General features: G+C 66.5%; 22 protein-coding genes and 4 pseudogenes. 14 read left to right on the forward strand and 12 right to left on the reverse strand.

Going from position 1 to position 21,489, the window contains the following annotated elements; translation table 11 throughout:
• The first annotated feature begins 50 nt into the window (after positions 1 to 50).
• The 6 genes from thrS to H7K34_RS16760 are packed head-to-tail and all read left to right on the forward strand — an operon-like array spanning position 51 to position 6,422.
• Positions 51 to 2,105: a threonine--tRNA ligase gene (gene thrS, locus H7K34_RS16735; RefSeq protein ID WP_264063124.1), complete on the forward strand. Its 2,055-nt coding sequence runs from the start codon at positions 51 to 53 to the stop codon at positions 2,103 to 2,105.
• Complete coding sequence (locus tag H7K34_RS16740; RefSeq protein ID WP_264063125.1) at positions 2,098 to 2,670, forward strand: HIT family protein; 573 nt, start codon at positions 2,098 to 2,100, stop codon at positions 2,668 to 2,670. The genes thrS and H7K34_RS16740 overlap by 8 nt, the downstream gene beginning before the upstream one ends.
• Positions 2,667 to 3,332 carry a phosphatidylinositol phosphate synthase gene (pgsA, locus tag H7K34_RS16745; protein ID WP_108922409.1) on the forward strand — a complete coding sequence of 222 codons (666 nt, stop codon included), beginning with the start codon at positions 2,667 to 2,669 and terminating at the stop codon, positions 3,330 to 3,332. Before H7K34_RS16740 ends, pgsA begins: the two co-directional genes overlap by 4 nt.
• Positions 3,329 to 4,279 (forward strand): phosphatidylinositol mannoside acyltransferase, encoded by a 951-nt coding sequence (locus tag H7K34_RS16750; protein WP_264063126.1) that lies wholly within the window; start codon positions 3,329 to 3,331, stop codon positions 4,277 to 4,279. Before pgsA ends, H7K34_RS16750 begins: the two co-directional genes overlap by 4 nt.
• On the forward strand, positions 4,279 to 5,403 hold the full coding sequence (locus tag H7K34_RS16755; protein WP_264063127.1) for a glycosyltransferase family 4 protein: 1,125 nt from the start codon (positions 4,279 to 4,281) through the stop codon (positions 5,401 to 5,403). Before H7K34_RS16750 ends, H7K34_RS16755 begins: the two co-directional genes overlap by 1 nt.
• On the forward strand, positions 5,403 to 6,422 hold the full coding sequence (locus tag H7K34_RS16760) for an NUDIX hydrolase (protein ID WP_264063128.1): 1,020 nt from the start codon (positions 5,403 to 5,405) through the stop codon (positions 6,420 to 6,422). Before H7K34_RS16755 ends, H7K34_RS16760 begins: the two co-directional genes overlap by 1 nt.
• 6 nt (positions 6,423 to 6,428) lie before the next feature.
• Here the strand turns inward: H7K34_RS16760 and H7K34_RS16765 are convergent.
• Positions 6,429 to 7,735 (reverse strand): annotated as a pseudogene (locus H7K34_RS16765) (PE-PPE domain-containing protein).
• A 15-nt stretch (positions 7,736 to 7,750) separates the two neighbouring features.
• Positions 7,751 to 8,827, reverse strand: a complete 1,077-nt coding sequence (locus tag H7K34_RS16775) for a PPE family protein (protein ID WP_264063129.1) — start codon at positions 8,825 to 8,827, stop codon at positions 7,751 to 7,753.
• Between the two features lie 184 nt (positions 8,828 to 9,011).
• Here H7K34_RS16775 and H7K34_RS26965 point away from each other — a divergent pair.
• A pseudogene (locus tag H7K34_RS26965) lies at positions 9,012 to 9,086 on the forward strand (hypothetical protein); the annotation flags it as partial.
• A gap of 92 nt (positions 9,087 to 9,178) precedes the next feature.
• Here the strand turns inward: H7K34_RS26965 and H7K34_RS16780 are convergent.
• The 4 genes and pseudogenes from H7K34_RS16780 to H7K34_RS16800 form a co-directional block, all read right to left on the reverse strand.
• The gene (locus H7K34_RS16780) at positions 9,179 to 9,379 is read right to left on the reverse strand and encodes a hypothetical protein (RefSeq protein ID WP_264063130.1); all 201 of its coding nucleotides are present in this window, start codon (positions 9,377 to 9,379) and stop codon (positions 9,179 to 9,181) included.
• Positions 9,380 to 9,391: 12 nt separating this feature from the next.
• Positions 9,392 to 10,636 (reverse strand): PE-PPE domain-containing protein, encoded by a 1,245-nt coding sequence (locus H7K34_RS16785; RefSeq protein WP_276059640.1) that lies wholly within the window; start codon positions 10,634 to 10,636, stop codon positions 9,392 to 9,394.
• Positions 10,633 to 11,142: a PPE family protein, SVP subgroup gene (locus H7K34_RS16795; protein WP_409347929.1), complete on the reverse strand. Its 510-nt coding sequence runs from the start codon at positions 11,140 to 11,142 to the stop codon at positions 10,633 to 10,635. Before H7K34_RS16795 ends, H7K34_RS16785 begins: the two co-directional genes overlap by 4 nt.
• 57 nt (positions 11,143 to 11,199) lie before the next feature.
• A pseudogene (locus H7K34_RS16800) lies at positions 11,200 to 11,743 on the reverse strand (PPE family protein); the annotation flags it as partial.
• Between the two features lie 294 nt (positions 11,744 to 12,037).
• Here H7K34_RS16800 and pdxS point away from each other — a divergent pair.
• Genes pdxS through pdxT form a run of 3 tightly spaced genes read left to right on the forward strand, consistent with a single transcriptional unit; the run spans position 12,038 to position 14,393 of the window.
• Positions 12,038 to 12,949 (forward strand): pyridoxal 5'-phosphate synthase lyase subunit PdxS, encoded by a 912-nt coding sequence (gene pdxS, locus H7K34_RS16805; RefSeq protein WP_108922425.1) that lies wholly within the window; start codon positions 12,038 to 12,040, stop codon positions 12,947 to 12,949.
• 14 nt (positions 12,950 to 12,963) lie between these two features.
• Positions 12,964 to 13,800: an acyl-CoA thioesterase II gene (gene tesB, locus H7K34_RS16810; protein ID WP_264063132.1), complete on the forward strand. Its 837-nt coding sequence runs from the start codon at positions 12,964 to 12,966 to the stop codon at positions 13,798 to 13,800.
• Positions 13,801 to 13,808: 8 nt separating this feature from the next.
• Positions 13,809 to 14,393, forward strand: coding sequence for a pyridoxal 5'-phosphate synthase glutaminase subunit PdxT (pdxT, locus tag H7K34_RS16815; RefSeq protein ID WP_276059774.1), 585 nt, complete (start codon positions 13,809 to 13,811; stop codon positions 14,391 to 14,393).
• On the opposite strand, the gene H7K34_RS16820 is transcribed toward pdxT, so the two are convergent.
• Positions 14,390 to 14,539 (reverse strand): hypothetical protein, encoded by a 150-nt coding sequence (locus tag H7K34_RS16820; RefSeq protein ID WP_264063134.1) that lies wholly within the window; start codon positions 14,537 to 14,539, stop codon positions 14,390 to 14,392. The genes pdxT and H7K34_RS16820 overlap by 4 nt on opposite strands.
• Positions 14,540 to 14,697: 158 nt before the next feature.
• On the opposite strand from H7K34_RS16820, the gene H7K34_RS16825 reads away from it, so the two are divergent.
• Positions 14,698 to 15,453, forward strand: coding sequence for a YebC/PmpR family DNA-binding transcriptional regulator (locus tag H7K34_RS16825; RefSeq protein WP_108922431.1), 756 nt, complete (start codon positions 14,698 to 14,700; stop codon positions 15,451 to 15,453).
• On the opposite strand, the pseudogene H7K34_RS16830 reads toward H7K34_RS16825, so the two are convergent.
• The 5 genes and pseudogenes from H7K34_RS16830 to H7K34_RS16850 all read right to left on the reverse strand — a co-directional run bounded on the left by H7K34_RS16830 (position 15,454) and on the right by H7K34_RS16850 (position 19,060).
• A pseudogene (locus H7K34_RS16830) lies at positions 15,454 to 17,035 on the reverse strand (polyamine aminopropyltransferase).
• Positions 17,032 to 17,487, reverse strand: coding sequence for a DUF350 domain-containing protein (locus tag H7K34_RS16835; RefSeq protein WP_264063135.1), 456 nt, complete (start codon positions 17,485 to 17,487; stop codon positions 17,032 to 17,034). Before H7K34_RS16835 ends, H7K34_RS16830 begins: the two are co-directional and overlap by 4 nt.
• A 14-nt stretch (positions 17,488 to 17,501) precedes the next feature.
• Complete coding sequence (locus H7K34_RS16840) at positions 17,502 to 17,933, reverse strand: DUF4247 domain-containing protein (protein WP_264063136.1); 432 nt, start codon at positions 17,931 to 17,933, stop codon at positions 17,502 to 17,504.
• Positions 17,930 to 18,442, reverse strand: a complete 513-nt coding sequence (locus H7K34_RS16845; protein WP_264063137.1) for a DUF2617 family protein — start codon at positions 18,440 to 18,442, stop codon at positions 17,930 to 17,932. Before H7K34_RS16845 ends, H7K34_RS16840 begins: the two co-directional genes overlap by 4 nt.
• 9 nt (positions 18,443 to 18,451) lie before the next feature.
• Positions 18,452 to 19,060 carry a DUF4178 domain-containing protein gene (locus H7K34_RS16850; protein WP_264063138.1) on the reverse strand — a complete coding sequence of 203 codons (609 nt, stop codon included), beginning with the start codon at positions 19,058 to 19,060 and terminating at the stop codon, positions 18,452 to 18,454.
• A gap of 181 nt (positions 19,061 to 19,241) precedes the next feature.
• Between H7K34_RS16850 and ruvC the strand changes: the two genes are divergently transcribed.
• Genes ruvC through ruvB form a run of 3 tightly spaced genes read left to right on the forward strand, consistent with a single transcriptional unit; the run spans position 19,242 to position 21,489 of the window.
• Entirely contained in the window at positions 19,242 to 19,823 is a 582-nt protein-coding gene (gene ruvC, locus H7K34_RS16855) for a crossover junction endodeoxyribonuclease RuvC (protein ID WP_264063139.1), read from the forward strand.
• Positions 19,820 to 20,434: a Holliday junction branch migration protein RuvA gene (gene ruvA, locus H7K34_RS16860; protein WP_108922442.1), complete on the forward strand. Its 615-nt coding sequence runs from the start codon at positions 19,820 to 19,822 to the stop codon at positions 20,432 to 20,434. The genes ruvC and ruvA overlap by 4 nt, the downstream gene beginning before the upstream one ends.
• Entirely contained in the window at positions 20,431 to 21,489 is a 1,059-nt protein-coding gene (ruvB, locus tag H7K34_RS16865) for a Holliday junction branch migration DNA helicase RuvB (RefSeq protein ID WP_264063141.1), read from the forward strand. The genes ruvA and ruvB overlap by 4 nt, the downstream gene beginning before the upstream one ends.

Here is a 21,489-nt window from a genome sequence, read left to right on the forward strand (position 1 = left end):
AGGATCATTGGTGACCCGCAAACACAACTAAGCCTTGGAGACCCAACTCGATGAGCGCCCCCGCCGACTCCGTCCCAGCAGCCCCGATCCGGGTTCCTGCCGGGACTACCGCGGCCGCCGCGGTCGGCGAGGCGGGGTTGCCCAGACGCGGTACGCCCGACGCCGTCGTGGTGGTACGCGACGCCGACGGCAAGCTGCGCGATCTGAGCTGGGCGCCCGAGGCCGACACGCAGGTCGTCCCGGTCGCCGCCAACACCGACGACGGCCGCAGCGTCATCCGGCATTCGGCCGCACACGTGCTGGCCCAGGCCGTCCAAGACATGTTCCCGCACGCCAAATTGGGCATCGGGCCGCCGATCACCGATGGCTTCTACTACGACTTCGACGTGCCGGAGCCGTTCACGCCCGAGGACCTGACGAAGCTGGAAAAGCGGATGCGGCAGATCGTCAAGGATGGCCAGCTGTTCGACCGGCGGGTGTACGAATCCAAGGAAGCGGCGCGCCAGGAACTCGCCGGCGAGCCCTTCAAACTGGAGCTAGTCGACGACAAGTCCGGCGATCCCGATGTCATGGAGGTCGGCGGCGACGAGCTCACCGCATACGACAACCTCAACCCTCGTACCCGCGAACGGGTTTGGGGTGACTTGTGCCGCGGGCCGCACATCCCGACCACCAAGCACATCCCGGCGTTCAAGCTCACCCGTAGCTCGGCCGCCTACTGGCGCGGCGACCAGAGCAACGCAAGCTTGCAACGCATCTACGGCACCGCCTGGGAGTCGCAAGAGGCGCTCGACAAACATCTGGAGCTCCTCGAGGAGGCGCAGCGCCGTGACCATCGCAAGCTGGGCGTCGAGCTCGACCTGTTCAGCTTCCCCGACGAAATCGGTTCGGGCCTAGCGGTTTTCCACCCGAAGGGCGGCATCATCCGCCGTGAGCTGGAGGAGTACTCGCGGCGCAAGCACATCGAGGCCGGGTACGAGTTCGTCAATACCCCGCACATCACCAAGGAGCAGCTGTACATCACGTCGGGCCACCTCGAGTGGTACGCCGACGGAATGTACCCGCCGATGCACCTCGACGCGGAGTTCAACGCAGACGGGACGGTGCGCAAGCCCGGGCAGGACTACTACCTCAAGCCGATGAACTGCCCGATGCACCACCTGATCTATCGGTCTCGCGGACGCTCGTACCGCGAGCTTCCGTTGCGGCTCTTCGAGTTCGGCAGCGTGTACCGCTACGAGAAGTCGGGCGTGGTGCACGGGCTGACCCGGGTGCGCGGCATGACGCAGGACGACGCTCACATCTACTGCACGCGAGAGCAGATGCGCGACGAGCTGACCTCGCTGCTGCGCTTCGTGCTCGACTTGCTGGCCGACTACGGTCTCAACGACTTCTACCTGGAGCTGTCCACCAAGGACCCGGAGAAGTATTCCGGCTCTGACGACATGTGGGACGAGGCCACCGAAGTCTTGCGTGAGGTCGCCGTGGCGTCCGGGTTGCATTTCGTTCCCGACCCCGGTGGCGCGGCGTTTTATGGCCCGAAGATCTCGGTGCAGGTCAAGGACGCGCTGGGCCGCAGCTGGCAGATGTCGACCATCCAGCTCGACTTCAACATGCCGGACCGATTCGAGCTGGAATACACCGCGTCCGACGGGTCGCGGCAGCGGCCGGTGCTCATCCACCGGGCGCTGTTCGGCTCCATCGAGCGATTCTTCGGCATCCTCACCGAGCACTACGCCGGGGCCTTCCCGGCATGGTTGGCGCCGCTCCAGGTGATCGGCATCCCGGTCTCCGACGAACACGCGGCATACCTAAAAGATGTTGCCGCGCAATTGAGGTCGCGAGGCGTTCGGGTGGAGGTGGACAACAGCGACGACCGGATGGCGAAGAAGATCGTGAACCACACCGCCCAGAAGGTCCCGTTCATGTTGCTGGCCGGCGACCGTGACGTGCAGGCCGGGGCGGTCAGCTTCCGCTTCGGCGACCGCACCCAGATCAACGGCGTGCCGCTGGACGCCGCGATCGATACGATCGTCAAGTGGATCGCGGACCGCGAGAATGCATCTCCCACAGCAGAACTGGTAAAGGTAGCCGGCGGTGAGTGAGCAGGACAGCGCCGATGGCAGCGACGACACCATTCTCGACAGAGGTGTCGGCGAGCGTGACCATCTGCAGCGGTTGTGGACGCCGTATCGGATGACGTATCTGGCCGAATCGCCGGCCAAGCGCGACAACGGCAAAACTGAGGAGCCGTTCTCCGACATTCCAGAATTGCCCGACGAGGAGGGCCTGGTGGTCGCCCGCGGCGAGCTTGTCTACGCCGTGCTCAACCTCTACCCGTACAACCCCGGGCACCTGATGGTGGTGCCCTACCGGCGGGTTTCGGAGCTCGAGGACCTGACCGACGCGGAGAGCGCGGAACTGATGTTGTTCATGCAGAAGGCAATTCGCGTGATCAAGAACGTATCGCGGCCACACGGCTTCAATGTAGGCCTGAATTTAGGGACATCGGCGGGTGGATCGCTGGCCGAACATCTGCACGTGCACGTGGTGCCGCGCTGGGGTGGCGACGCAAACTTCATCACCATCGTCGGGGGCGCGAAGGTGATCCCGCAGTTGCTGCGTGAGACGCGCCAGTTGCTGGCTACCGAATGGTCGAAACAAGAATGAGTAAGGCGCCCTTCCTATCCCGGGCCGCGTTCGCCCGGCTCACTACTCCGACGGCCCGGGCGCTGCTGCGGCTGGGTTTGACGCCGGACGCCGTCACCATCGTGGGCACTATCGCGTCGGTCGCGGGGGCGTTGACGCTCTTCCCGATGGGCAAGCTGTTCCCCGGGGCATGTGTGGTCTGGTTTTTCGTGCTGTTCGACATGGTTGACGGTGCGATGGCCCGCGAGCGCGGCGGCGGCACCCGATTCGGTGCGGTGCTCGACGCCACGTGTGACCGGATCAGCGACGGTGCGGTGTTCAGCGGGCTGCTGTGGTGGATTGTCTTTGGCCTGCACGACAAACCGCTCGCGGCGGCGACGCTGATCTGTCTGGTCACATCCCAGGTGATCTCCTACATCAAGGCCCGGGCCGAAGCCAGCGGGCTGCGCGGCGATGGCGGAATCATCGAACGGCCCGAGCGGCTGATCATCGTGCTGTCCGGTGCCGGGGTGTCGGACTTTCCGTTCGTCGCCTGGCCGCCCGCGCTGCCGGTGGCGATGTGGGTATTGGCGGCGGCCAGCGTCCTCACCTGCCTGCAGCGGCTACACGCGGTGCGGACGTCGCCCGGTGCTCCCGAACCCTTGCCGCCCAATCCGGGTGGCCAGGAAACGAGCCAACCGTGATCTCCATTCCGCTGCGCCGCAATGTCCTCACGGCGCCGCGCGACCTGTTGACCCGGACGGCGACCGACTGGGCGTACGCGGCCGGCTGGATGGCGGTACGCACGGTCCCGGAGTTCGCCGCGCGCAACGTATTCGACACCGGAGCGCGCTACGCCGCCCGCGGCGGCGGACCCGAGCAGCTGCGCAAGAACCTGGCCCGGGTCACCGGTGTGCCGCCGGCGCAGGTGCCGGACAGCCTGATGCGGGCTTCGCTGGCGTCCTATGGCCGTTACTGGCGGGAGGCGTTTCGGCTGCCGTCGATGGACCATCGGGTGCTGGCCCGGCAGGTCGACGAGACGTTCGTGGGGGCCGACCATATCGACGCCGCCCTGGCCGCCGGCCGGGGTGTGGTGCTGGCGCTGCCGCACAGCGGCAACTGGGACATGGCCGGGCTGTGGCTGGCGCAGACGCGCGGCACTTTCACCACGGTCGCCGAGCGGCTCAAACCCGAGTCGCTGTACCGGCGTTTCATCGCCTACCGGGAAAGCCTTGGCTTCGAAGTGCTACCGCTGTCCGGCGGCGACCGTCCGGCCTTCGAGGTGTTGTGCGAGCGGCTGCGGGCCAACCGGGTGGTGTGCCTGATGGCCGAGCGCGATCTCACCCGCAGCGGCGTCGAAGTCGACTTCTTCGGCGAGCCCACCCGGATGCCGGCCGGGCCGGCGAGGCTCGCGATCGCAACCGGGGCAGCGTTGTGTGCGGCGCACTGCTGGAATGAGCCCGACGGCTGGTCCGTCGAGATATTTCCGCCGCTGGACTGTTCCAGCGGGGATGTCAAAGCAATCACCCAGGCGCTGGCCGATCAGTTCACCCGCAACATCGCCGCGCACCCCGAAGATTGGCACATGCTGCAGCCGCAGTGGCTGGCCGATCTTTCCGACGACAGACGCGCCCGGCTGAAGGAAGCCTGATGCGGATCGGGATGGTCTGTCCCTACTCGTTCGACGTGCCGGGCGGGGTGCAGTCGCACGTCTTACAGCTGGCCGAGGTGATGCGCGCGCGGGGCCATGAGGTCAGTGTGCTGGCTCCGGCGTCGCCGCATGCCGCGCTGCCGGACTACGTCGTGTCCGCCGGAAAGGCCGTCGCGATTCCGTACAACGGCTCGGTGGCTCGGCTTCGATTCGGCCCGGCGACCCACCGCAAGGTCAAGAAGTGGCTTGGCGAAGGCGCTTTCGACGTCTTGCACCTGCACGAGCCCAATGCGCCGAGCCTGTCGATGCTGGCCCTGAATATCGCTGCCGGGCCAATTGTGGCGACCTTTCACACCTCGACCACCAAATCCTTGACGCTGACCGTCTTCCAGGGTTTCCTGCGGCCGATGCACGAGAAGATCGTCGGCCGCATCGCGGTGTCCGACCTGGCTCGGCGCTGGCAGGTGGAGGCGCTCGGGACGGATGCGGTGGAGATCCCCAACGGGGTCGACGTCGACTCCCTGGCCTCGGCGCCGCAGTTGGACGGGTATCCGCGGCAGGGCAAGACGGTGTTGTTCTTGGGCCGCTACGACGAGCCGCGCAAAGGCATGGCGGTGCTCATCGAGGCGCTGCCTCAGGTGGTGGAACACTTTCCGGATCTTCAAGTGCTGGTCGTCGGCCACGGCGATGAGGACGAATTGCGCACGCAGGCAGGTGCATTGGCGGCGCACATGCGCTTCCTCGGTCTGGTCGACGACGACGGAAAGGCGTCGGCGATGCGCAGTGCCGATGTCTACTGCGCGCCCAACATGGGCGGGGAGAGCTTCGGCATCGTCCTGGTGGAGGCGATGGCTGCCGGCACGCCAGTGGTGGCCAGCGACCTGGACGCCTTCCGTCGCGTGCTGCGCGATGGGGAGGCCGGGCGGCTGTTTCCGGTCGGCGATGCGGCCGGGCTGGCCGATGGGCTGATCGAGATGCTGGAAAACGACGTGCTGCGCGAACGGTACGCGGCGGCCGCGTGCGAAGTGGTGGCACGCTACGACTGGTCGGTGGTGGCCAGTCAGATTACGCGGGTGTACGAGACGGTTGCCGGTTCGGGCGTCAAGGTTCAGGTGGCCAGCTGATGACCTGGCTGCTTGCGGTCCTCGTCGTGCTGCTCATTGTGTTTGCGCTGATCGGCATTTGGGCGATCCGGACGGCCCAGCGGCTGGACCGGCTCAACGTCCGCTACGACCTGTCCTGGCAGGCGCTGGACGGCGCGCTGGCGCGCCGCGCGGTGGTCGCACGCGCCGTCGCGATCGACGCCTACGGCGGCTCCACCGAAGGCCGAAAACTTTCCGCGCTGGCCGATGCCGCCGAGCGGGCGACCCGCCAGGCGCGGGAGAACGCCGAAAACGAGCTTTCGGCCGCGCTGGCGACTGTCGACCCGGCGGCCCTGCCCGCCGGTCTGATCGCCGAACTGGCCGACGCCGAGGCCCGGCTGCTGCTGGCTCGCCGATTCCACAACGACGCGGTCCGCGACACCCTCGCGCTGGCCGATCGGCGCCCGGTACGGGCCCTTCGGCTCGGTGGAACAGCCACGCTGCCAAGCTATTTCGAGATCGTCGAGCGGCCGCACGCGCTGGCCTACACCGGTCACGGGATGCCCAAACACCGCACCTCGGCGCGGGTGGTGTTGGTCGACGAGACCGACGCGGTGCTGTTGCTGTGCGGCTCGGATCCGGCGGTCGCCGACGCGCCCCGGTGGTGGTTCACCGTGGGCGGTGAGGTGCGGCCGGGCGAGCGGTTGGCCGCGGCCGCAGCGCGAGAGTTGGGCGAGGAGACCGGTTTACAGGTCGCGTCGGGCGACATGGTCGGACCGATCTGGCGCCGCGATGAGGTGTTCGAGTTCAACGGCACGCTGATCGATAGCGAGGAGTTCTTCTTCGTGCACCGCACCCAACGCTTCGAGCCGTCCTGCACCGGCCGGACCGAACTGGAACGCCGCTACATTCACTGCCACCGCTGGTGCGATGCCAACGACATCGCCGAACTGGTGGCCGCGGGCCAGACCGTTTACCCACGCCAGCTGTCCGAACTGCTCGCCGATGCGATCGCATTGGCGAGCAGTCGGACGCCGGGGCCGCTGTTGGGAATTCGCTGACGAGAGCTAGAGCCCGTTCGACGGGACGAGCAGTGCGCCCGCGGGCGGCGGTCCCGCGGCCAGCGGGAGCCCGAAACCCGGGATTGCGGCGGCGCCCGCCGGCTGTCCCAAAGCCAGCGGGAGCCCGAAACCCGGGATTGCGGCGGCGCCCGCCGGCTGTCCCAAAGCCAGCGGGAGCCCGAAACCCGGGCCTGCGCCGGCGACCGCGAGCGAGCCGATGGACTGCAGCGGCCCGGGAAGCCCGGTGGCGTAGCCGAATTCGACTAACGGCTGCAGGAACGGTTGCAGCAGATCGGCCAGCGGATTCCCCAGGATGGGGATCAGCCGCAGTGGATCCAGCAGCGGCAAATTCATGGTGGGGACGATGAAGTAGGTCGTGTTGCCAATCTGCTGTTGGATCGCGGTGGCAAGTTGCGCAGTGGTCAGCAACGGAGTTTGGGTGTGCAGCGGCAAGCCGAAAAGGGCGTTGAGGTCGGCCGAGATATTGAAAATGCCCGCGGGAAACTGGGCGACGGGGTCCCACTGGATGCCGTAAATGGCGGTCGTGTAGATGGTGTCCACCGGCGTCGGCACGTGAAATCCGGTGAAGGCCCCGGGATAAAGCGGGTCAGGATGCCGCCGGTCACCGGATTGTTCGGATCGGCGAGCATCATGAAGTTCAGCAGGTTGGGGCTCGGCCGCAGGGCGGCGGGTAGGGCGTCGAGATAGCGCATCTCCATAGTGGCGATCGTGGCGCTCTGCGAATAGCCGACGACGAGGAGTTGGTCGCCCGCGGCGGTATGGGTCATGACCGCGTTGTTCAGTATCGCGATGCCCTCTTGGACCGACTGCCCAAAGGTTTGGCTGTTGAGGCCGGTGAGCGGCCACAGCTGCTCGGGCGTGGTTAGACCCTGCGCGGTATAGGTGGGGTAATTCGGGAGGACGTACGTTTGGTAGACCGCCTGCAGATAGCTGGCACTGGGTTCCGGGTTGCCGGTACCGCCCATGATCAGTGCAATCTGGTTGCCTGCCGCCGACTGCATGGCGGACGCGTTGGACGCCTCGGCTTGGGCGTAGTTGTTCTCTGCGATGGTCAGGGTTTGCACGAACTGGTTGTGGAACAGTTCCGCCCGCGCGCAGAGCGTCTGATACTGCGCGGCCTGGGCGTCCAGGAACCCGGCCATGCGCACCGATACCGAATCCGTAGCCGGCGGCAGCACTCCCATCGTCGGGGCTGCCGCGGCCGTGTTCGTCGCATCGAGTGCCGCACCGATCCCTTGCAACTCGTCGGCGGCCGCCCCTATCGCGTCGGGGTCGGTGATCACGTATGACATCGGGTGCGCCCCTGACTAGTCCACCATCCGGCGCGGCGGCCCACCCGCGCGGTGCGCGGCGACCGCTGGAGCGGCCGCGCTCATCAATCGCCCGGGCACATTCATCGAGGGCGGGTGCGGGGTGGCGGGCAGGCTGGTCGACAGTGGGCTCACCGCGGCAGTGGCCACCCCGGCCGCCGCGGGAATTTGAGGTGCCGCGGGTGTGGCATTAGCCCAGGTCGCCGGCACGGACAACGGCCCAATGGTGGAAGCTCTGCCCATTCCCCCGGTCATGACGGCGCCGGTGAGCTGCGCTGCGCCCGGCCCGCCCACAGCCGGACTGACCGTCGACGCCAGGAAGGGATCCATTGCCGGGACACTGGCGGCGCCGCTGAGCAACGGATTCGCGCCGGACATGAGCTGGCCCATCGCCATTTGCATCGGTTCCATCGCGAACTGCGCGGGCGTCGAGAGCATCTGCAGCTGCGTCATCGGGTTCATCAGCTGCTGGGTCAGCGAATTGAACAGCGAGTCGAACAGCCGCTGAAGGGGCGAGATGTAGGTAAGGGTGGGCACGCTGAACAGGTTCAGCGGCGGGTTGCTGAACGGCGTCCATCCCGCCTGAGCCGCCGTTATGCTCGCGTCATAGCCCGTCATGGCCGTCACATCCTGGGCCCACATCTCGGTGTGCTCGGCCTCGGTCGCCGCGATTGCCGCGGTGTTTTGCCCCAAGATGTTGGTCGCGATCAGCGTCATCAGCAGGGTGCGGTTGGCCACGACGATTTCGGGGGGCACCGTGGCGGTAAACGCCGCTTCGAACGCGCCGGCCGATAACCGGGTCTGGATGGCCAGCAGCTCTGCGTTTGTCGACGTCGCGGTCAACCATCGCACATAGGGAGTGGCTGCGGTCGCCATCATCGTCGCCGCCAGGCCCTGCCAGGGCCCGCTGGTTAGCGACGACACCGTCGACTGGAAGGAGCTTGCCGTAGACCCCAACTGGGCGGCCACCGTATCCCAGGCTGCTGCCGCAGCCCACATCGTCCCCGAACGCGGTCCGGCGTACATGCGAGCGGAGTTAATTTCTGGCGGCAATAGCACGAAATCCGGCAACATCTCCGAACCCCTCCTCGACCAAACCCCACCGGCGGTGTGACCAGGGCTGTTACCCGTGAATTCGCACGGGCAGCAACAGTCTGCGCAAACGGTTGACGCAATTATTAGCACAATGTGACGTAGGTCGCACCCCTTTGTTGGATAGCGCTCGAACGCTCACCGGAATCGGGCGGGACAGCCGTTAGAGGACAGCGGCGGCGTCGCGGTGATGGCGCTGCAGCGCGTGCCCGCCGATATTCAAGGCGGGGTGTCACGAATCCGGTGATCACTAAGGCGCAGTGGGCATTTCATTGACGCGCGACAAGTGAAAGTTCATCGGCCGGTTGCCTGCGAGGCAGGGAATTCGCTGAGTTAGAACCCGCTCGCCGCACCGGCGGGGACCAGAGGCGGCAACGGCATCCCGATGGAGCCCATCGGCGGCAATGGCATTCCGATCGAGCCTACCGGCGGCATTCCGATGGAGCCCAGTGCGGGGAGTTCGGTGCCCACCGGCGGCAACGGCATTCCGATGGAGCCCAGCGCGGGGAGTTCGGTGCCGGCCAGCGCCGGCATTCCGATGGAGCCTTACGGCGGCATTCCGATCGAGCCCAGCGCGGGGAGCTCGGTGGAGGCCAGCACCGGCGTTCCGGTGGCGGCCAGCGCCGGGAATCCGGTGGTGATCCCAGCTGTGCCGCCCGTGCCAATGGCTCCCCCGAGGTTGAACGGACTCGGGAGCAACCCGTACTGGCCCAGGTCGACGATCGGCTTGAGGAACGGTTGGAGCGTGTCAGCCAGCGGATTTCCCAGGGTGGGGAGGAACATCCGCAGCGGATCCAGCAGTGGCAGGTTCACGTTCGGGATGAAGTGCATCGTCACGTTGCCGATTTGTTGTTGGATGGTGCCGATCCCGGATTCTAACGCGGAGACATAGGCAGCCATGTGGTGTGCTTTAAACAAGCTGAACAGCGAGTTCGCGCCAGTCGGAAGCCACAACGGGTTCTTCGGGAAGTCGGCGACCGCGTCGTATCCCAGCGTGAACATCCGGGTCGCGTATTGCGTCGTCAGCGGCGTCGCGAAGCGAAACTCTCCGAAGCCAGGCATCCCGAACCCGAAGAGCCCGTGCGACAGACCGCCGGTGAACGGGTTGTTCGGATTCGCCGCCAAGGTGAATTCGAGTAGTTGTGTACTTGGCCGTAGGGCGGCCGGAAGGGACTCCAGATAGCGCATGTGCACGCTGGCGATGGTTGCGCTCTGCGAATATCCCATGACGACAACCTTGTTGCCGGCGAGGGTCTCCGTCATGACTGCATGGTTCAAGGCTGAGACACCTTCGGCGACCGATCTGCTGAAGGTTCGGCTGCCCAGGCCGGTAAGAGGCCAGAGCTCTTCCGGAGTTTGCAGACTCACCAGTTCGATGTTTGGGTATTTCTGCAGAAACGCCTTTTGGATTGTCGTCATATACGCGGGGTCCGGTTTCGGGTTTCCGGTGCCGCCCATGATCAGCGCTTTTGTTCTTTGCGTCGCCGCCCCCGCCGCCATGCTGGCGTTATTTTCGACTTCGGTTTCGGCATAGTACTTCTGCGCATTGAGCAGGGTTTGCACGAACTGTTCATGAAATAGTTTCGCCTGCGCGCTGACCACCTGATACTGCTCGGCCTGTGCGACCAGGCGTGCCGCCGTTCGCACCGATACTGAATCCGTGGCCGGCGGCGGCACGGCCGTCATCGGGGCCGCGGCGGCGGCGTTTGTCTCGTGCAGCATCGCACCGATCCCGCGTAACTCCCCGGCCGCCGTGCCTATCGCTGCGGGGTCGGTAATCACAAATGTCATTGGGCGCGCCTTATGCCTAGGCCCGTACCGGGCACGATGTCGGAGCCTTTGCGCGCCGCGGCCGCCGCGGCCGCGGCGGCCGCGACTCGCCCGGGCATGCTGATCGAGGGCGAAGACGGCGTTGTGGCCACGCTCGCCGAAAGCGGGCTCACCGCGGCGGTGGACACCCCGGCCGCCGCGGGAATTGCGGGCGCCGCCGACGTGGCATTGGCCCAGGTTGCAGGCACGGACAACGGACCAATCGAGGCCGCCCGTCCCGCGCTCGCGCTGACCAAGCGGCCAGCTGCCGGCGCCGCGCCCTGACCAGCTGCCGCCGGACTGACGGCGGATGCAAGCACCGGATTCATTGCCGGAACGCTGCCGGCAGTGCTCGGCAACGCGTTGGCGCCGGTCATGGCCTGGCCGATCATCTGATTCATGGGTTCCATCGCGAATTGGGCCGGCGTCGAGAGCAGCTGCAGCTGCGTCATCGGGTCCTTCAGTTGACTCATCACCGCCTCTGACATCCACTCGAACAACTGCTCAGGGAAGGAAACGAACCTCCCCTCGGGGACGCTGAACAGGGTCAGTGGCGGTGTGCTGAACGGTGTCTGCGTGGCGCCGGCCGCCGCCGTGGCGACGTCATAGCCGGTCATGGCCGCGACATCTTGGGCCCACATCTCCATGTATAAGGCTCTCCATGTATAAGGCCTCGGTCGCCGCGATTGCCGGGGTGTTTTGACCCAAGATGTTGGTCGCGATCAAAGTCGCCAGCAGGTCGCGGTTGGCCTCGATGACCGGTGGGGGCACCGTAGCGGCAAACGCCGCTTCGAACGCGCTGGCCGATAATGTCGTCTGGAGGGCCACAGCCGCTGCGTTTTCTGAGGTCGCAGTTAACCACAGCACGTACGGAGCGGCAGCCGTCGCCATCATGGTCGCCGCCGGGCCCTTCCAGGGCCCGCTGGTCAGCGACGTCACGGTCGCACGGAAGGAGCTTGCCGTGTACTCCAACTCGGCGGCCACCACGGACCACGCTGCTGCCGCCGCCAACATCGGCCCCGAGTGCGCTCCCGCATACATGCGCGCGGAATTTATTTCCGGCGGCAACAGTCCGTAGTCCAGCGACATTGAACCTCCCCGTTTCTCGCTCTCGGCTAAATGCCAAACATCAAATACCAAAAGGCCGAATAACAAAGGCCAAAATAATGAGGGACCCCTCCCTCAACTAGATATCCGGCAAAGGAGCTCAATGGGACTGCTGCGGATATCTGTAAGCATTTCTATCACGATATGGTGGCCATTTACGTCCTCTATGACTTAGGTCAAACGGCTCATAGAAACCTCACACGAACGGGGGGGAAACCGATTTTTGTGCCCCACCACTAGAGTGGAAGCGCGATGGTTCAAGGAGAGAAGGGGCTAGTGAACAGCGGCGCAGAGTCGAGCCAGGCCAACAAGACGGGAACGGCGCGCGTCAAGCGCGGCATGGCCGAGATGCTTAAGGGTGGCGTCATCATGGACGTCGTCACCCCCGAGCAGGCCCGGATCGCGGAGGGGGCTGGCGCCGTCGCGGTGATGGCGTTGGAGCGAGTGCCCGCCGATATTCGTGCTCAGGGCGGGGTTTCGCGGATGAGTGACCCCGACATGATCGAGGGGATCATCGCTGCGGTCACGATTCCGGTGATGGCCAAGGCGCGCATCGGGCATTTCGTCGAGGCGCAGATCCTGCAAAGCCTCGGTGTGGATTACGTCGACGAGTCGGAGGTGCTGACGCCCGCCGATTACACCCACCACATCGACAAGTGGAAGTTCACCGTGCCGTTCGTGTGCGGGGCGACCAATCTCGGCGAGGCACTGCGGCGCATCAACGAGGGCGCGGCGATGATCCGTTCCAAGGGCGAGGCCGGCACCGGAGACGTGTCCAACGCGACCACACACATGCGCGCCATCGGCGGTGAGATCCGTCGCCTGACATCCCTGTCTGAAGACGAATTGTTCGTTGCGGCAAAGGATTTGCAAGCACCGTTCGAGCTCGTCGTCGAGGTTGCCCGGGCGGGCAAGCTGCCGGTCACGCTGTTCACCGCCGGCGGGATCGCGACTCCGGCGGATGCGGCGATGATGATGCAGCTCGGCGCCGAGGGGGTGTTCGTGGGCTCGGGGATTTTCAAGTCCGGCGACCCCGCGCAACGCGCCGCCGCGATCGTCAAGGCCACCACGTTCTACGACGATCCGGACATGCTGGCCAAGGTTTCACGCGGCCTCGGCGAGGCGATGGTGGGCATCAATGTGGATGAGATAGCGGAGCCGCATCGCCTGGCCCAGCGCGGCTGGTAGGCCGAAGGTCATCGGTGGCGATCGAAGAGATCCTCGATCTCGAGCAACTCGAGTTCAACATCTACCGCGGCAGCGTCTTTAGTCCGGAATCGGGATTTCTGCAGCGCACCTTCGGCGGCCACGTCGCCGGCCAGTCCCTGGTCTCCGCGGTACGCACCGTCGACCCGCGCTATCAGGTGCATTCGCTGCATGGCTACTTCCTGCGACCCGGGGATGCGTTAGCGCGAACGGTTTTCATCGTCGAGCGCACCCGCGACGGTGGTTCGTTTGCCACCCGGCGGGTCAACGCCATCCAGCACGGGGAAATCATCTTCAGCATGGGGGCTTCCTTCCAGGCGGATCAGGAAGGCATCCACCACCAAGACGCGATGCCGGCCGCGCCACCACCCGACGGGTTGCCCGGGTTGGACTCGATCAAGGTGTTCGATGACGCGGGTTTCAAGCAGTTCGAGGAGTGGGACGTCTGCATCGTGCCGCGCGATCGCTTAAAGCTGTTGCCTGGCAAGGCCTCTCAGCAGCAGGTGTGGTTTCGTCACCGGGACCCGCTGCCGGACGACCCGGTGCTGCACATCTGCGCGCTGGCCTACATGAGCGATCTCACGCTGCTGGGATCGGCGCAGGTCACCCACCTCGACGTGCGTGAGCATCTGCAGGTGTCCTCGCTGGACCACGCGATGTGGTTCATGCGGGCGTTCCGGGCCGACGAGTGGCTGCTTTACGACCAGTCCTCGCCGTCGGCCAGCGGCGGCCGCTCGCTGTGCCAAGGAAAAATCTTCACCCAGTCCGGTGAGATGGTCGCGGCGGTCATGCAGGAGGGGCTGACCCGCTTCAAGCGCGGATACCAGCCGTGAACCGTCCGATGATCGGCGTGCTGGCCCTGCAAGGCGACACCCGGGAGCACCTGTCGGCGCTGCGCGACGCCGGAGCCGAGTCGATGGCGGTGCGCCGCCGCCGCGAGCTCGAGGTGATCGACGGGCTGGTCATTCCGGGTGGGGAATCCACCACGATGAGCCAGCTGCTGGGGGATCTCGACCTGCTCGAGCCGTTGCGGGCGCGGCTGGCCGACGGGCTTCCGGCCTATGGCGCGTGCGCCGGCATGATCATGCTGGCCAGCGAGATTCTCGACGCCGGTACGAACGGACGCCAGGCGCTGCCGCTAAGTGGAATCGATATGACGGTGCGGCGCAACGCTTTTGGACGTCAGGTCGATTCGTTCGAAGGTGACGTCGAGTTCGAGGGCTTGGACGGCCCGGTGCGGGCGGTGTTCATCCGGGCTCCGTGGGTCGAGCGCGTCGGAGACGGCGTGCAGGTGCTGGCCAGAGCCGCGGGACACGCCGTCGCGGTCCGGCAGGGACCGAAGCTGGCGACCGCGTTTCACCCGGAGATGACCGGAGACCGGCGCATCCACCAGCTGTTCGTCGACATCGTCAGGGGTCGCGGCTAACGCGTGCTCTCATCCGGGACATTGCGTTGGGACTGATGCAAACCCGGCGCGTCAGGGTCGTCGTCCTGGTGTTCCAGTTGTTCCTGCTGCCGGCGCTGCTCTTCGGTCGACTCCCTGGCGTCTTCGGGCTCTTTCGGCTGATTCACCCTCTCAGGGTCTCCCGAATCGCACACTCCGAAACCGAGCTGTGAGCGTCAGTGCACACGCGACGCCCGGGTATTCGGCAGTGGCCGGATAACTCGCCCCGATCGTCCACGTAGACTCGTCGGCGAACTTTAAGTGACAGAAGAGGTAGAACACACAGATGAGCGGCCATTCCAAGTGGGCCACCACCAAGCACCAGAAGGCCGTCAAGGACGCCCGCCGTGGCAAGGAGTTCGCCCGGCTCATCAAGAACATAGAGGTCGCCGCCCGTACCGGCGGTGGCGACCCGGGAGGCAATCCGACGCTCTATGACGCCATCCAGAAGGCGAAGAAGACCTCGGTGCCCAACGACAACATCGAGCGTGCCCGCAAGCGCGGTGCCGGCGAGGAAGCCGGCGGCGCCGACTGGCAGACGATCATGTACGAGGGCTACGCACCCAACGGCGTGGCGGTGCTGATCGAGTGCCTCACCGACAACCGCAACCGCGCCGCCAGCGAGGTGCGGGTGGCGATGACGCGCAACGGCGGCACCATGGCGGACCCGGGCTCGGTCTCCTACCTGTTCACCCGCAAGGGCGTGGTGACGCTGGAGAAGAACGGCCTGAGCGAGGACGACGTGCTGACGGCGGTGCTCGACGCGGGCGCCGAGGATGTCAGCGATCTCGGTGACAGCTTCGAAGTTGTCTCCGAGCCAACCGATCTGGTCGCGGTGCGTACCGCGCTGCAGGACGCCGGCATCGACTACGACTCGGCCGAGGCGAGTTTTCAGCCGTCGGTTAGCGTGCCGGTCGACGTCGAGGCGGCCCGCAAGGTGTTCAAGCTCGTCGACGCGCTGGATGACAGCGACGACGTGCAGAACGTCTGGACCAATGTCGACTTGTCCGACGAGGTGCTGGCCGCTCTCGACGACGAGTGATTAGTCGTAGCCGTGGCGCATGTCCTCGACGATGCGCGGGTTGTCCAGGGTTGACGGTTCCAGCGGCCGCGGTGCGATGTCGTCGGAGAACACCGTTGCGGCCTGTAGTACCTGCGGGTTGAGGTAGCGCAGCGGCGGCGTGTCGGCCGGCATGCTGGGCATCGGTGCGGTGTCGCTGGGGCGGGCCAGTACGAAACCCCAGTCACCGAAAGTCGGCACGTGCACGTGATAGGGCGTGACCGCATACCCCGCGGAGTGCATGGTCGACACCGTGCGCCAGAACGCGGTCGGTGTGGAGAACGGGCTCCCGGCCTGGACCACGAGCAGCCCATCGGGGGAAAGTGCATGTGCGACAAGGGCATAGAACTCGGTTGAGTACAGCCGGCCCAGCACGGGTGTGTCCGGGTCGGGCAGGTCGACGATGACCGCGTCGAACCCCCCGGCGGGACGCAGCTGCGGGTGGGAAGCTCGAAGCCAGCGCATCGCGTCGTCGATCACCACCGAAACCCGAGGGTTGTCCAGCGCTCCGGCATTGGCGTCGTGCAGGGTGGTGCGGGCGATCTCGATCACGGCGGGATCCAGCTCTACCTGCACGATCTTGTCGATTCCGTGCTGGCGCAACAGTTCACGTGCGGCCAGCCTGTCACCGCCGCCCAGCACCAGCACCGAGTGCGCGCCGTTGCCGAGCGCGGGATACACCAGGCTCTCGGTGTAGCGGTATTCGTCCCGAGTGGAAAACTGCAACCCACCGTCCAGATACAGCCGGGTGTCGTTGTCGCGGCGGGTGACCACGATCTCCTGGTAGACGGTGTGCCGGTAGGCGATGATCGGATCGGCGTAAAGCCTTTGGCGGCTCGTTAATTCGATGTCATGGGCGTGCACCAGCAGCACGACGAGCAATCCGAGGGCCGCGGCGAGCGCGCACAGCGCCGTCACCAGCTGCGCGGTGGAGATGACACGCCGCAGCAGGAACATCGCCACAATCCCCGCCGCGACCAGGTTGATGACGCCGGTGGCCGCCGCGCCGCGGATCATCCCGAGATGTGGCAGCAGGGCGAACGGCCAGACCAATCCGCCGACCAGCGCCCCGAGGTAGTCGGCCGCGGTGAGGTTGGCCAGGGTGCGGCCGGTGTCGATCGCGCCGGACGTGCGGCCACGTTGCAGCAGCGTCATCAGCAACGGGACCTCAGCGCCGACCAGGCCGCCGATCAGCGCGGTGCCCATCGGCCAGCACCCACGTCGACCCGATCGCGCCGTCCAGGAATGCGAACACCGCATACAGCGTCGCCGCGGACAAGCCGCCGATGATGCCCAGCAGCGCCTCGACGGCGACGAACGTGATGCCTGCATGCCGCAGCAGCGGTTTGACCAGCAGCGCGCCCATGCCCAGCGCCGCGATGTAGCCCGCGACGATCAGTGAGGTGGCGACGATACCGCCGCCGTTCAGGCTCGCCGACAGCGTCAGCAGCGCCAGTTCGTAGATGATGCCGCACGCCGCGCACGCCGCGACGGCGGCGAGTAGTACGGCTCGCCAGCGTGTCGACGGTTGCGCGGCCCGGACCGCATCCTGGCTGGTCGTCATGACACCGCGGCAGCCGTCACTCCTCCTACGGCCAACAGCATCACGGCCACCGCGAACGAGCCCGGATGCAGCTCGGGGTCGTCGACGTGCTGGTGGAAGCTGCCCGGGATCACCAGGTGCAGTGTCAGCAGCGCGATGCCCAACAGGATCACACCCAAGAGTCCGTACACCCCCACGCCCACCAGCCCCTGAGCCAACTGGCTGTAGCTGTTGACGATGGCACTGACGATGACGGTGGTGAGCGCGACATACATCGCGCTGGCGACCACGACGGCGTTGGGGCGGCGGTCGACGAAGACCAGCTGGCGCAGCTTGCCCGGGGTCAACACATCGACCATGTAGAACCCGATGATCAGGACTGCCATGCCGACGACGAAGTACAGCAGCGTCGCGGCGACGCCTTTCAGGACGGGGTCGAGGTCCACGTTTCCGATATCGAAGGCGAGGTACATGGCTGTCTCCTTTGTTATTTCGTTCCGCCGGGGCCGCCGGGGCTACCGCCGGAGCCGCTCGACGGGGATCCTGGACTGAAGCCGGGGCCGAGGTAGATGAACGAACCGTGGCTGTATCCGGCGCCGAGGCTTTCGACGCGAATGCTGCACGGGTGGTTTCCATCTGGGCCGACGATCACGATGTTGTTGCTGTAGCGCAGGTAGTCGTTGTTGTCGTTGTCCGCGCGCGCCTCGGGCTCCTGGTAGTCGGCGAGTGTGTCGGCCACCTGGTCGGGTGATCCGCTGCACACGTATCGAGTGCCATTGGCATCGCGGGAGTACTCGCGATAGTTGCTTGCGATATACGACGCAATATCCTTCTGCAGCAATATGATTCCGACAATCAGGGACACCACGGAAGCCAAGGCCAGGCCACCGCCGAGCCAGAACAGATGTTTGCGGCTCACGGACGCCACCGGCTCGCCGTGTGCACCACTTCACCACCGGACCCAAGTGGGCTGCGCGGGTACAGGTGCCACGTCTGCCAGCGCCAGCCGGTGCCGTCGGGTTCGGCGGCCAGCACGGTCAACGCCGCGTCATCGCCGGGGAAAGTGCCACCGAGCCAGCCGGTTTCGGCTCGACACCGGTCGCGCAGCTCGCGGGCCAGCAGGCGAAACGCCGCCTCGTCGTGCGTGTCGGTGTGCGATTCCAGCGAGTAGCCCGAGGCCTGCAACCGCTCGGGCAGCTTGCCGGTATCGCTGCCCGCGGTGCAGGAAACCTGTTCGGAGAAGCTGCTGCCGGCGTGCTCGACCGTGACCAGATGTGAGGCGCCGAGCACCCCGAGCCGCAGCGCGCTGCCGTCGGGATGGCGGAGCAAGTGGCTGGCCAGTAGCGGGGGTGCGGGCGCGTTGAGCGCGAGCCGCAGCCTGCTTCCAGATACGTCGGCCGGAGCCACGGCGAGCTGATAGAGCGGCACCGCGCGGTCCTACGCGGAAGCCGGCGGCGCCGGGTAGACGGTGAGCTCGCCCGGCGATACCGGCTTGCCCGTCGAGATCTCCCAGGGCGTGCCGGGTGCCCAGCACTCGAAGGAGAGCAGCACGGACTCGTCGGCATTGGCACAGTCGACGAACTCCATCTCGCCGCCCGCCGGCAGGCCCGTGGTGCCCTCGGTGGTGTAGGACGCCCGACCGCGCTCCGCCTCGCGAAATGCCATCCCGTCCATGACATACTGGTCGCCGGGCTGCAACGTGAGGTCCTTGCGAGTCACCCACATGACCAGCTCGAGGCGGCCGTCGTCTTCTTCCACGGCGAACCAGGTCGGCTGGTCGCCGCCTTCCAGCAGGTGCTCCCACCACACGAACGGTCCCTCGCGAAACGTCACCGATCCGCGGACCACGTAGTCGACACCGCCATAGCTGACGATGGCGCCCGGGCCCAGTTGCCGGGGTCCGAACTGCGGCATCGCATCGGAGGAGAAGGGGTCGCTGCGCCCGCGCGGCCCGGCCGCTGCCTTGGGCCGCCGTGAAGCCACCACAAACACCACGATCGACGCGATGAACAGCACCGCAGCCAGCACCACCAGCACTGTTCCCACGCAAACCCTCCCGTCGACGCGGCGGTGGAGCGAACGTCGGCTTAAGTTAACAGCTTTTGCCGGCTGGGAGCCGTAAAGTGCCCGACCCAAAAGTGGGTGGGTGCCGCGTGTCCTGTCCCTAGGGGTCGGACCCGACCGCTAGGCTATCGAACAGCTGTTCGGTACTAGGTTGGAGCATGCTATGCGCGTGATGGGCGTCGACCCAGGACTGACCCGATGCGGGCTGTCTGTTGTCGAAAGCGGGCGCGGGCGAAATATCGTCGCGCTGGATGTCGACGTCGTCCGTACCCCGTCGGATGCCGCGCTGCCCAAACGGCTGCTGGTCATCAGCGACGCCGTCGAGCACTGGCTGGATACACATCATCCCGACGTGATCGCGGTTGAGCGGGTTTTCGCCCAGCACAATGTGTCGACCGTGATGGGCACCGCGCAGGCCGGTGGCGTGATCGCGCTGGCGGCGGCCAAGCGCGATATCGACGTGCACTTCCATACCCCCAGCGAGGTCAAGGCCGCGGTCACCGGCAACGGCGCTGCCGACAAAGCCCAGGTCACCGCGATGGTGACCAGAATCCTTGCGCTGCAAGCCAAACCGACCCCGGCCGACGCGGCCGATGCGCTGGCGCTGGCCATCTGCCACTGCTGGAGAGCGCCGATACTGGCCCGGATGGCCGCGGCCGAGGCGATGGCCGCCGAGGCGCGCCAGGTTTACCGCGCCAAGTTGGCGGCCAAGGCCAAGGCGGCCAAAGCGGGAGCGGGCCGATGATCGCCTCGGTGCGCGGTGAGGTGCTCGAGGTGGCACTCGATCATGTGGTGATCGAAGCCGCCGGTGTCGGCTACCGGGTGAACGCGACTCCGTCCACGTTGGCGACGTTGCGCCACGGCAGCGAGGCCCGCCTGATCACCGCGATGATCGTCCGCGAGGATTCGCAGACGCTGTACGGGTTTGTCGATGGCGAGAACCGCGACCTGTTCCTGACGCTGCTATCGGTCTCTGGAGTCGGGCCGCGACTGGCGATGGCGACCCTGGCCGTGCACGACGCCGCTGCGCTGCGCCACGCACTGGCCGACGGCGACGTCGCCGCGCTGACCCGGGTGCCGGGCATCGGTAAGCGCGGCGCCGAGCGCATGGTGCTGGAGTTGCGCGACAAGATCTATCCCGCCGGCACGCCCACGGCAGCACCGGCGGGTGCGGGTCTCAATGGCCACGGGGTACGGGGCCCCGTGGTCGAGGCGCTGGTCGGTCTGGGCTTCGCGGCCAAGCAGGCCGAGGACGCCACCGACAAAGTTCTTGCCGCCGTCCGCGAAAACGGCGAACAGGCAACGACTTCCGGCGCTTTGCGGGCCGCGCTGTCGTTGCTGGGTAAGTCCAAATGAGTGACGAGTACTCCGAAGACCATGCGGATCGCGACCTGTCCCCGGCGCTGACCATCGGGGAGGGCGACATCGATGTCAGTCTGCGGCCCCGCTCGCTGCGGGAGTTCATCGGCCAGGCCCGGGTCCGCGAACAGCTGCAGCTGGTCCTCGAAGGCGCCAAAAACCGCGGCGGCACACCGGATCACATTCTGCTGTCCGGCCCGCCGGGGTTGGGCAAGACGTCGCTGGCGATGATCATCGCCAGCGAACTCGGGTCCTCATTGCGGGTGACCTCGGGGCCGGCGCTGGAGCGTGCGGGCGATCTGGCCGCGATGCTGTCCAACCTGGTCGAGCACGATGTGTTGTTCATCGACGAGATCCACCGCATCGCCCGCCCGGCCGAGGAGATGCTCTACCTCGCGATGGAAGACTTCCGGGTCGACGTCATCGTGGGCAAAGGCCCTGGGGCAACATCGATTCCGTTGGACGTTGCGCCGTTCACCCTGGTCGGTGCGACCACCCGGTCCGGCGCGCTGACTGGGCCGCTGCGGGACCGCTTCGGGTTCACCGCGCATATGGATTTCTACGAGCCGGCCGACTTGCAGCGAGTCCTGGCGCGTTCGGCCGGGATCCTGGGCATCGAGCTGGGCGCCGAAGCCGGCGCGGAAATCGCCCGTCGCTCCCGCGGCACGCCCCGGATCGCCAACCGCCTGCTGCGCCGGGTGCGGGACTTCGCCGAGGTGCGGGCGGACGGGGTGATCACCCGCGACGTCGCCAAGTCGGCGCTGGAGGTTTACGACGTCGACGAGCTTGGGCTCGACCGGCTGGACCGGGCGGTGCTGTCGGCGCTGACCCGCAGCTTTAGCGGCGGGCCGGTCGGGGTTTCGACGCTCGCGGTGGCGGTCGGGGAGGAGGCGACCACCGTCGAGGAGGTGTGCGAGCCGTTCCTGGTGCGCGCCGGCATGGTCGCTCGCACGCCGCGCGGCCGGGTGGCCACCGCGCTGGCCTGGACTCATCTGGGTATGACCCCGCCAGCCGGAGTCACCGGTCTGGCTCAACCTGGGCTGTTCGAGTAG

This window comes from Mycobacterium montefiorense (assembly GCF_025823255.1).
Lineage (GTDB): Bacteria > Actinomycetota > Actinomycetes > Mycobacteriales > Mycobacteriaceae > Mycobacterium > Mycobacterium montefiorense.